The sequence below is a fragment of the Micrococcus lylae genome, from assembly GCF_900163825.1.
Classification (GTDB): Bacteria; Actinomycetota; Actinomycetes; order Actinomycetales; family Micrococcaceae; genus Micrococcus; species Micrococcus lylae.
In genome coordinates this window covers 50070-59846 of the sequence record NZ_FUKP01000030.1, presented here as the reverse complement: position 1 = coordinate 59846, position 9777 = coordinate 50070, and the positions used below count along the sequence as shown (strand labels likewise).

Genomic DNA, 9777 nt, shown 5'->3' with positions numbered 1-9777 from the left:
ACAACTATCATCGGCCTCATACCTCCTGCGGAGACGCTCCTCCGGCCTCACTGGCACCGACCCGAGTCAACAACGTCATGCCCTCCTACACCTAGACTGGTGGGCACCATGACTTCAGCCGACTCCCTGGCCGTGGCGCGCACGGTGGTCCACTCCCTGATCGACGGCGGCATGCGGGAGGTCGTGATCTGCCCCGGTTCCCGCTCGGCCCCGCTCGTGTACGCGCTGGCCGCCTGCGAGCGCGCGGGCGAGGTCCGCCTGCACGTGCGCGTCGACGAGCGCTCCGCCGGCTTCCTCGCCCACGGCCTGTCCCTGGGCTCAGGCCGCCCGGTCGGCGTGGTGACCACGTCCGGCTCGGCCGTCGGCAACCTGCTGCCGGCCCTGATGGAGTCCTTCCACGCCGGCACGCGCGTGGTCGCGCTGACGGCGGACCGTCCCGCCGAGATGGTCGGCACCGGCGCCAATCAGACCACCGAGCAGCCGGGGGTCTTCCCGCACCACGTCCGCTTCGCTGCGTCCCTGCACTCCTCGCCGGAGGACGGGCACGACGGCGGCGCGCACCTGTTACGCGTCGCCTCCACCGTGCGTTCGGCCCTCCTGGCCGCCGACGGCTTCCTCGCCTCGGAGGACGGCGGCTCCGTGACCGTCCAGGACGCCCCGGCCGGGCCGGTGCACCTGAACCTGCACTTCGCCGAGCCGCTGGTCCCGGACGACGCGGAGGCCGCCCGCATCGGGGCCCTCACCCCGCCAGGCGCCGAGCACGTCCTGCCGGAGACCGGCCGCGGCGAGGTGCTGGACGCGCACCCGTCGACCGGCACGCTGCCGGACCTCTCCGGCTGCCTGGCCGCCGCGCAGAAGGCCGCGCCCGTGCAGGTGTGGCGTCCCGCCGGCACGGACCTGTCCGGCTTCCCGGAGCTGCAGGTCGCCGGGCGCGCCGAGCGCCGGACCGTGGTGCTCGCCGGGCACGACGCCGGCCCCGTGGCCGCCGCCTTCGCCATGGCCCTCGGCCTGCCGCTGCTGGCCGAGCCCAGCTCCAACGCCCGCTTCAGCGTGAACGCGATCGCGGCCTACCCGCTGCTGCTCGGCCCTGCCGCGGGAGCGGGCGCCGCCGACGGCCCTGCCGGGCACCCGCTGGCCGAGCGCATCGACCGGGTGGTCCTCTTCGGCCGCCCCACCCTCACCCGTCCCGTGGCAGCCCTGCTGCGCCGCGCGGACGTGGACACCGCCCTCTACGTCCCGGAACCGGCCCCGTGGTTCGAGGCCGGTCGCCGCCGGGAGGAGCTCTTCTCCTGTCTGGAGGATCTGGCGGACTTCGCCGGCCAGGGCGAGGCCGGCTGGCTCCACGCCTGGCAGGCCGCCTCCATGCGCGCACAGTCCGCCGTGGAAGACGTGCTGCTCGGCGTGCAGCCCCGCTTCGGGATGTCCCCGCAGCAGACCGCCCAGACCTGTGCCTCCGTGGTGCACGGTCCGCTCGTGCTCGGATCCTCGTCCGTGATCCGGGACGTGGACCTCACGTGGCGCCCGCCGGCCACCCCGTACAACGAGGTCTACGCCAACCGCGGCCTGGCCGGCATCGACGGCACCGTCTCCACCGCCGCGGGCGTCGCTCTGGCCAGCCAGCGCCGCACCGTGGCCCTGCTCGGCGACCTCACCGCCCTGCACGACGCCGGCGGCCTGCTCGCCGGCACCGACGAGGACGAGCCCGACCTGGACCTCGTGGTGGTCAACGACGCCGGCGGAGCGATCTTCGCCGGCCTCGAGCACGGCCAGGTCGCCCAGGTCCCCGGCATGGGCGGGATCGTCGAGCGCCTGTTCGGCACCCCGCACTCCGTGGACTTCGCCGCCCTCGCCGCCGCCTACGGCGTGCAGCACGTGCCCGTCGCCACCACCGCCGAGCTCGTCCACGCCCTGTCCGACCACACCGGCGGACGCCGCCTGATCGAGGTCCGCTGCGACCGCGCCGACCGCCCCGGCGTGGCCGCCGCGCTCGCCGAGGCCGTCCGCGCCACCTTCGCCGACGACGGCGCCCGCACCACCGCCACGGAGGTCACCGCATGAACCCCCGGCCCCATGACGGGCACACCGTGCCCGACCCGTCCACCGAGCCCGGCGAGGTGCCCGAGGCGGTGCGTGCCGACGTCGTGATCGCCGGAGGCGGGCCCGCCGGCGCCACCGCCGCCTGGCACCTGGCGCGGGCGGGCGTGCACGTGGTGGTGCTGGAGAAGACCGCGCACCCACGGGAGAAGGTGTGCGGAGACGGCCTCACCCCGCAGGCCGTGAAGGAGCTGCAGCTGCTGGGCGTGCCCCACTGCGGCGAGGCCGGGGACGACGGCGGCTGGCAGCGCATCCGCGGCCTGCGCCTGCGCGCCGGGGACAGGGGCGTGGATGTGCCGTGGCCGACCACCGAGAGCTGGCCGGACTACGCGCTGACCCGCACCCGCCAGGACTTCGACCGCCTGCTCGTGGAGCACGCCCGCACCGCCGGGGCCGAGGTGCGTGAGCGCCACGCCGTGCGCTCGGTGCTGCGGGACGAGGCGGGGCGTGTGGTCGGGCTGGCCGCCGAGCAGCTGGACGAGCGCGGCCGCAGGACCGGCCGCCGCGTGCACGTGCAGGCCCCGATCACCCTCGCCTGCGACGGCAACTCCACCCGCGCCGCCGTGTCCGCCGGCATCCACCGCCGTGAGGACCGCCCCATGGGTGTGGCCGTGCGCGCCTACTACACCGCCGGTGCCCCCGGACCGGACGGCGCCGTTCCGGTCCTGGCCGGCGACCGCGCCGAGTGGATGGAGTCCTGGCTGCGCCTGCCGGACGCGGACGGCAACCCGCTGCCGGGCTACGGCTGGCTGTTCCCCCTGGCCGACGGCACCGTGAACGTCGGACTCGGCATCCTGGACACCTCCCCGCAGTTCGGGAAGCTGGACTACCGGCAGCTGCTGAAGGACTGGACCGGGGCCCTCGAGGCCGACTGGGGCATCGGCGAGGACACCCGGCAGTCCCGGATCCTCGGCGCCGCCCTGCCCATGGCGTTCAACCGCACCCCGCAGCACGTGCCCGGCATGCTCCTGGTGGGCGACGCCGCAGGCATGGTCTCCCCGTTCAACGGCGAGGGCATCGGCTTCGCCATGGAGGCCGCCCGCCACGCCGCGGACCTGGCCGTGCAGGCCCTGGCCGCCGGCACCGCGCGCGGCGCGGACGCCGTGCTGCAGCGCTACCCGGTGCTCACCCAGCACCTCTGGGGCCGCCACTTCCAGCTCGGCCGCCAGTTCGCGCAGCTCATCGGCAACCCTGCCGTGATGCGCGCCGGCCTGGCCCTGGGCATGTCCACGCCGCCGCTGTTCCGCATCGTCGTGCGCATGATGGGCAACCTCGTGGACCCACGCGGCGGGGACGCCGTGGACCGCCTGGTGCGGCTGCTCGAGTCCGCCACGCCCGCGCTGACCACGGCCGACGCGCTGCCGGTGGGGGACCGGGCCGCCGGGTTGGGTAGGCTTGCACGGTGACCACCTCCACTGACGGCTTCACCCTGCCCGCCGGCTTCGAATCGCTGGCCGGGCATGGTCGCGTGCTCGACACCGTCACCGACGCCCTCGACGCGGTGGAGACGCAGCTGCACGAGGCCCTGACGAGCGACGACGTCTTCGCGGAGACCTCCTCCCGCCACCTGCTCACCGCCGGCGGCAAGCGCATCCGCCCCGTGCTCACCGTGATGGCCTCGCTCATCGCGGACCCGGAGCTCGGCTCCGGGGAAGTCGCCCCGGTCAACCCCGCGGTCCGTCAGGCCGCCGTGGTGATGGAGCTGACCCACCTGGCCACCCTGTACCACGACGACGTCATGGACGAGGCCCCCGTGCGCCGCGGCGTGGAGACCGCCCACCGCCTGTGGGGCAACTCCGCCGCGATCCTGGCCGGCGACCTCGTGTTCGCCCGCGCCTCCCAGCTGATGTCCGAGCTCGGTCCACGTGCCGTCCGTGTGCAGTCCGACACCTTCGAGCGGCTCGTCATGGGCCAGCTGTGGGAGACCCGCGGCGTGCAGGACGGCGAGGACCACCTCGAGCACTACCTCCAGGTCATCGGCGGCAAGACCGGCTCGCTGATCGCCGCCTCCGGCATGCTCGGCGCGCTGCTCGGCGGAGCGGACGAGGAGACCGTGCAGATCCTGGCCGCCTACGGCGAGGAGGTCGGCCTGGCGTTCCAGCTGGCCGACGACCTGATCGACCTGACCTCCACCGAGGAGCAGCTCGGCAAAGCGCCCGGCACCGACCTGCGCGAGGGCGTGCCGACCCTGACCACCATCCTGCTGCGCGGCGCGGCCGTGGGCGCCGGCGCCGAGGCGCAGTCCGCCCGGGAGGCCCTCGAGCTCGTGGACGGCCCGCTGGACACGGATGAGCAGCTCGCCGCCGCTGTCGCCGCCGTGACCGCCCACCCGGTGATGGAGCGTGCCTGGGAGATGACCCGCGCGCACGCCGCGAGGGCCAAGCAGATCCTGGCGCCGCTGCCGGACTCCGCGGTGAAGGACGCCCTCGCAGGCTTCGCCGACTACGTGGTCGACCGCTCCTCCTGAGGCGGTTCTCCGCGTGGATCCAGCCGGGCCCACCGGCGTCGCCTACTGGTGAAGACACACCCTCAAGGGCACGCTTCTGGACGACTTTGACGGTGTGTCCTCACCAGTTGTTGCGGGCTCGCGCTCGAAGCGGGACGGCCGCCTCAGAGCCGGGTCGGCCCCACGTCCAGGGCGGCGGCCAGCTCCTTCGCCTTCACGGCGCGGACGGCCGGATCCACGGCGTGCCGCAGCTGGCGGTAGAGCATGTCCCCGGAGTACCGGGGGAACACGTGCAGGTGGTAGTGCCAGACGTGCTGGTTGCCGGCCTTCTCGTTGTGCTGGCGGGTGGAGGTGCCCTCCGAGTTCCACGCCCGCTTGATCGCCAGGGCGACCTGACGGGCCATCAGCGCGGTACGCTGCAGCACTCGGTCCGGCATCTCGTAGAGGTTCTCATAGTGCTGGGCCGGGATGATCATGGCGTGACCCTCGTGGTCGCCGAAGCCGTCGCAGGCGATGAGCACCACGAGGTCCTCGTCCTGGTAGACGACGTCCTCGAGCTCGCAGCGGTTGCCCGGGTCCGAGCAGTCGCCGGCCACCAGGCCGCAGAACGGGCAGACGTAGCCCTCCGGGGCCTGAGAGGGGATGCCGGAGCCGCGCGGCGCCTCGGGGGAGCGGGCGGGGTCGGCCTCCGGATCGGAGCCGGCGGCGGAGCCCGGGGTCTGGGAGGGCATCAGCGGTCCTCCTCCTCGTCCTCGAAGGTCCAGGCGAGCAGGTCGGTGACGAACTCGGAGAACGTCCCGCCCTCGTCGGTCCACTCGCCGTCCTCGTCATCGGCGCCGGAGGAGCGGCGCCAGACGATCGGGTCCGGCAGCGGCAGGTTGTCCACGGGCAGGCCCCAGACGACGGTCTCCTCGGCGTCCTCGAGGAACATCAGGAAGCCGTCGCGGACCTCGAGGTCGTCCGGGTCCCAGAAGAAGTGCGCGGTCTCCAGCAGGTCGCCGCAGTTGCCGAGGGCGAGGTAGAACTCGCGCAGGGCGGCCGGCAGGACCAGGTCCTCGCCGAGCTGCTCGGCGGCCGGGGACTCGTCCAGGCGGCGGTCGACCTCGGCGCCGGTCAGGCCGTCGTCGTGCGCCCAGTCCTCGCCGAGCAGGGCCGGGACGAGCTTCTGGAAGCCGGGCAGGTACACGGGTGCGGGAGGCTTGGGAGGCATGCGGCCAGTCTAGGCCCGGCGCATCAGCCGCCGCTGTGCCTGGGCGGCGGCCAGATGGTCCGACGTGAACACGATCAGCGCCAGCCAGATCAGGCCGAATCCGATCCAGCGGCCGGCGGGCATGTGCTCTCCGAACACCGTGACCGCGAGGAGGAACTGTCCGATCGGCGCGATGTACTGCAGGATGCCCAGCACGGACAGCGGCACGGTCCGGGCCGCGGTGGCGAACATGATCAGCGGCACCGCGGTGACCACGCCGGAGGCCGCCATGATCCAGAAGTGCACCGCCCCGTGCAGGCCGGTGGTCAGCGTGCCCGTCGCGGCCAGCCAGATCGTGCCGCCCACGAACACCGGCAGCAGCACGACGGTCTCGGCCGTCATGGACGCCACCGGGTGCACGGGGGCGCCCGCGCGCTTCTTGGCCAGCCCGTAGAGGCCGAAGGAGAACGCCAGGCCCAGCCCGATCCAGGGCACCTGCCCGGCGTCCACGGTGATGACCAGCACCGCCACCGCGGCGATCGCCACCGCCGCCCACTGGGCGCGGCGCATGCGCTCGCCCAGCAGCAGCACGCCCAGGGCCACGTTGACCAGCGGGTTGATGAAGTACCCCAGGGAGGCCTGCAGCACATGCCCGGAGGTCACCGATCCGGCGTACAGCAGCCAGTTCACCGCCACGGCCACCGCAGCCAACACCACACCGACGACCCGGCGGCGCGTCCCCAGGGCGGCCCGCAGGTCCCTGAAGCGCCGCAGCACGGCCAGCAGGAGCAGGCAGAACAGCAGGGAGAAGCCGATCCGCATGATGACGATCTCCATGGCGGAGGCCGGCGCCGTGGCCGCCATGTACAGCGGCAGCACGCCCCAGATCGCATAGGCGCCGGCGCCGACGGCCAGACCGGAGGCCTCGGCCGAGGACGCGGTGCCGCCCGCGGTGCCGGGGGACGGTGCTGAGGACGAGGATCGGGTGGTCACCGGGCCACTGTAGACCCGCCCGGCCACGGGCCGCCGGTGGGCGCGTCACGTCGGGGAGCGGCCGTCGTCGTGGTGCCCCGGGGCGGCGCGGATGGTGACCGGCCTCACCGCGGAAAGCGGCGGTGCGCCGGTAGGATGGACGGTCGGTCCGCCCTGGGCGCAGAGCTCCGCCCGGCTCCCGCGGACCGCCGCCGAACACCTCCACCGGAAGGACACCCACGCCGTGACCACGCGTCCGAACCGCCCGCTGCGCATCGCCATCGTCGGAGCAGGCCCCGCCGGCGTCTACACGGCCGACATCCTCACCAAGGAGGAGCGTGACTTCCAGGTCTCCATCGACCTGTTCGACCGCTACCCGGCCCCGTTCGGCCTGATCCGCTACGGCGTGGCCCCGGACCACCCGCGCATCAAGGGCATCGTCAACGCCCTGCACAAGGTGATGGACCGCGGTGACATCCGCTACCTCGGCAACGTGGACTACGGCACGGACCTGACCCTGGAGGACCTGCGCCGCCACTACGACGCGATCGTGTTCGCCACCGGTGCCGTGAAGGACGCCGCGCTGGACGTGCCGGGCGTGGAGCTCGAGGGCTCCTTCGGCGGCGCGGACTTCGCCTCCTGGTACGACGGCCACCCGGACGTGCCGCGCGAGTGGACCCTGGACGCCAAGGAGATCGCGGTGATCGGCAACGGCAACGTCGCCCTGGACGTGGCCCGCATCCTCTCCAAGCACGCGGACGACCTGCTCACCACCGAGATCCCGGACAACGTGTACCAGGCGCTCAAAGCCTCCCCGGTGACCGATGTGCACGTGTTCGGCCGCCGCGGTCCCGCCCAGGTGAAGTTCACCCCGCTGGAGCTGCGTGAGCTCGCGCACTCCCGTGACGTGGACATCGTGCTCTACGAGGACGACTTCGACTTCGACGCCGGCTCGGAGCAGGCCATCGAGTCCAACAACCAGACCCGCACCATGGTCGGCACCCTGACGAACTGGCTGATGGAGCAGGAGGACCGCACCTCCTCCGCCTCGCGCCGCCTGCACCTGCACTTCCTGCAGGCCCCGGAGGAGTTCCTGGACGCCGACGGTGACGGTCGCGTGGACGGGCTGCGCATGCGCCGCATGGAGCTGGACGGTGAGGGAGGCATCCGCCCCACGCAGGAGACGGTGGACTACCCGGTGCAGGCCGTGTACCGCGCGGTGGGCTACTTCGGCTCCCCGCTGGACGGCGTGGAGTTCGACGACGTCCGCGGCGTCATCCCGAACGCCGAGGGCCGCGTGCTCGGCGCCGACGGCGCTCCGGTTCCGGGCCTGTATGCCTCCGGCTGGATCAAGCGCGGCCCGGTCGGCCTGATCGGACACACCAAGGGCTGTGCCCTGGAGACCATCACCCACCTCATCGAGGACGTGGACACCCTCTGGACCGCGCAGGAGCCGTCCGAGGACGCCGTCGTGTCCCTACTGGAGGAGCGCGGCGTGGCGTACACCACGTGGGCCGGCTGGCACGCCCTCGACGAGCACGAGAAGGCGCTGGGGCGCGAAGCCACCGAGTCCGGCCCGGTCGAACGCGAGCGCGTGAAGGTCGTGGACCGCGCCGAGCAGATCCGCATCATGCGCGAGGCCGTCCAGGGCTGACGCGCCTCATCCCCGCGACGAGGGTGTAGTTGTTGTCCCTGCAGTGTCCCTGAGGAGACAACAACTGCACCCTCGTCTGTTCTTGGGGTCATTTCCTCATCGCTTAGGCTGACCGGCATGCCCCGCCTGTTCGCCGACCTCACTCCGCTGCGGGTCTCCGCCGCCTACCGCCGGCTCTGGCTGGGCAACACGCTGTCCTTCGTCGGCACGCAGCTGACGCTGGTGGCGGTCTCCCTGGAGGTCTTCGCGCTCACCGGCTCGTCCTTCGCGGTCGGTCTGCTCGGCCTGGCCGCGCTCGTCCCGCTGGTGGTGGCCGGGCTCTACGGGGGCGCGGTGGCGGACCGGTACGACCGCCGCACCGTGGCGCTGTGGTCCGCGCTGGTGATGTGGCTGACCATCGTGGGCATCGCCGCGCACGCCTGGCTCGGCATCGAGTCCGTGGCGCTGCTCTACGGGCTCACCGCCCTGCACTCGGCGGCCTCCGGCATCAACCAGCCCACCCGCGGCGCGATCATCCCCGCCCTGGTGGGGGTGAAGCTGCTCCCGGCGGCCAACGCGCTGAACATGATGACGTTCTCCATCGCCATGATGGTGGGCCCGCTGCTCGGCGGCGTGCTCGTGGCCTCCATCGGCTACGCGTGGACGTACACGGTGGACGTGGTCACCTTCCTGGCGGCGCTGTACGCGGTCTGGCGGCTACCGTCCCTGCCCCCGCAGCGCGAGGAGGGGGAGCCGCAGCAGCGTCTCGGCCTGTCCTCCGTGGTGGAAGGGTTCCGGTTCCTGGGCACCCGCCCGAACGTGCGCATGACGTTCCTCGCGGACATCGTGGCCATGGCCACGGCCTTCCCGCGCGCGCTGCTGCCGGCGATCGGCGGGGTCATCCTCGGCGGCGGCGAGTCCGCCGTGGGCCTGCTGCTGGCGGCGATGGCCGCCGGATCGTTCCTGGCCGGCCTGTTCTCCGGCACCTTCACCCGCCTGCACCGCCACGGCCTGGGCACCTACGTCTGCATCCTCGTCTGGGGCGCCGCCGTGGCCGTCTTCGGCGTGGTCGTCTGGTGGGGCTCCTCCCTGGACCCCGACGACGGCCGCCTCGCCTGGGCGCTGGCCGGTTCGGCGTTCTGCATGGCCGTCGCCGGCGCCACCGACTCCGTCTCCGCCGTCTTCCGCACCACCATCCTGCAGTCCGCCACCCCAGACCGGCTCCGCGGCCGCCTGCAGGGCGTGTTCGTGGTGGTCGTGGCCGGCGGCCCGCGCCTGGGCGAGATGATCCAGGGCGGCGCCTCCACGGCGCTGGGGGAGGGGCTCACCCTCATCGTCGGCGGCGTGCTGTGCATCATCGGGGTCAGCCTGCTGATGCGTGCCCAGCCCGGCTTCCTCCGCTACGACGGCCGCGCTCCCACGCCCTGACCGCGACACGCCCGC

General features: G+C 73.3%; 8 protein-coding genes. 5 read left to right on the top strand and 3 right to left on the bottom strand.

What is annotated here, in order from left to right; all coding sequences use genetic code 11:
- Positions 1-108 precede the first annotated feature (108 nt).
- The 3 genes from menD to FM125_RS04920 are packed head-to-tail and all read left to right on the top strand — an operon-like array spanning position 109 to position 4561.
- Positions 109-2058: a 2-succinyl-5-enolpyruvyl-6-hydroxy-3-cyclohexene-1-carboxylic-acid synthase gene (gene menD / locus FM125_RS04930; RefSeq protein WP_087133826.1), complete on the top strand. Its 1950-nt coding sequence runs from the start codon at positions 109-111 to the stop codon at positions 2056-2058.
- Positions 2055-3500: a geranylgeranyl reductase family protein gene (locus FM125_RS04925; RefSeq protein ID WP_087133825.1), complete on the top strand. Its 1446-nt coding sequence runs from the start codon at positions 2055-2057 to the stop codon at positions 3498-3500. The genes menD and FM125_RS04925 overlap by 4 nt, the downstream gene beginning before the upstream one ends.
- Complete coding sequence (locus FM125_RS04920; RefSeq protein ID WP_070638391.1) at positions 3497-4561, top strand: polyprenyl synthetase family protein; 1065 nt, start codon at positions 3497-3499, stop codon at positions 4559-4561. Before FM125_RS04925 ends, FM125_RS04920 begins: the two co-directional genes overlap by 4 nt.
- 143 nt (positions 4562-4704) lie before the next feature.
- Here the strand turns inward: FM125_RS04920 and FM125_RS04915 are convergent, their stop codons facing one another.
- Genes FM125_RS04915 through rarD form a run of 3 tightly spaced genes read right to left on the bottom strand, consistent with a single transcriptional unit; the run spans position 4705 to position 6722 of the window.
- Positions 4705-5271 carry an HIT family protein gene (locus FM125_RS04915; RefSeq protein ID WP_087133824.1) on the bottom strand — a complete coding sequence of 189 codons (567 nt, stop codon included), beginning with the start codon at positions 5269-5271 and terminating at the stop codon, positions 4705-4707.
- Positions 5271-5750: a hypothetical protein gene (locus FM125_RS04910; protein ID WP_070638388.1), complete on the bottom strand. Its 480-nt coding sequence runs from the start codon at positions 5748-5750 to the stop codon at positions 5271-5273. Before FM125_RS04910 ends, FM125_RS04915 begins: the two co-directional genes overlap by 1 nt.
- A gap of 9 nt (positions 5751-5759) precedes the next feature.
- A complete protein-coding gene (rarD, locus tag FM125_RS04905) occupies positions 5760-6722 on the bottom strand; it encodes an EamA family transporter RarD (RefSeq protein WP_245829819.1) in 963 nt (320 codons plus the stop codon).
- Between the two features lie 223 nt (positions 6723-6945).
- Here rarD and FM125_RS04900 point away from each other — a divergent pair, with 223 nt between their 5' ends.
- Positions 6946-8355 carry an FAD-dependent oxidoreductase gene (locus FM125_RS04900; protein ID WP_245829817.1) on the top strand — a complete coding sequence of 470 codons (1410 nt, stop codon included), beginning with the start codon at positions 6946-6948 and terminating at the stop codon, positions 8353-8355.
- Between the two features lie 117 nt (positions 8356-8472).
- Entirely contained in the window at positions 8473-9762 is a 1290-nt protein-coding gene (locus tag FM125_RS04895; protein WP_087133821.1) for an MFS transporter, read from the top strand.
- Positions 9763-9777: the final 15 nt, after the last annotated feature.

Bases quoted from the DNA above. Each gene is read 5' to 3' on its own strand.
- FM125_RS04925 (WP_087133825.1), top strand. From the start codon at position 2,055: ATGAACCCCCGGCCCCATGACGGGCACACCGTGCCCGACCCGTCCACC.
- FM125_RS04915 (WP_087133824.1), bottom strand. From the start codon at position 5,271: ATGCCCTCCCAGACCCCGGGCTCCGCCGCCGGCTCCGATCCGGAGGCC.
- menD (WP_087133826.1), top strand. From the start codon at position 109: ATGACTTCAGCCGACTCCCTGGCCGTGGCGCGCACGGTGGTCCACTCC.
- FM125_RS04895 (WP_087133821.1), top strand. From the start codon at position 8,473: ATGCCCCGCCTGTTCGCCGACCTCACTCCGCTGCGGGTCTCCGCCGCC.
- FM125_RS04910 (WP_070638388.1), bottom strand. From the start codon at position 5,750: ATGCCTCCCAAGCCTCCCGCACCCGTGTACCTGCCCGGCTTCCAGAAG.